This window comes from Streptomyces sp. ATLC9 (genome assembly GCF_057196705.1).
Map to the genome: position 1 here is coordinate 1 of NZ_JBXUOY010000631.1, position 295 is coordinate 295.

Annotated in this window: 1 protein-coding gene; it reads left to right on the forward strand. The window is 73.6% G+C overall.

Annotation, left to right across the window (positions count from 1 at the left end):
• The coding region (locus AC2CJA_RS27405) for a tetratricopeptide repeat protein (RefSeq protein WP_484605303.1) at nt 1-295 on the forward strand (295 nt) is incomplete at both ends.

Here is a 295-nt window from a genome sequence, read left to right on the forward strand (position 1 = left end):
AGGCTCGCGGCCGACAATCCCGCCGCCTACGAGCCCGATCTCGCAGGCTCGCTGTCCAACCTCGGCAGCCATCTGTCGGAGGCCGGGCGCCGGGCCGAGGCCCTGACCGCCGAACAAGAGGCGGTGGAGATCCGGCGCAGGCTCGCGGCCGACAATCCCGCCGCCTACGAGCCCGACCTCGCACGCTCGCTGTCCAACCTCGGCATCTGGCTGTCGGAGGCCGGGCGCCGGGCCGAGGCCCTGACCGCCACCGAAGAGGCGGTGGAGATCCGGCGCAGGCTCGCGGCCGACAATC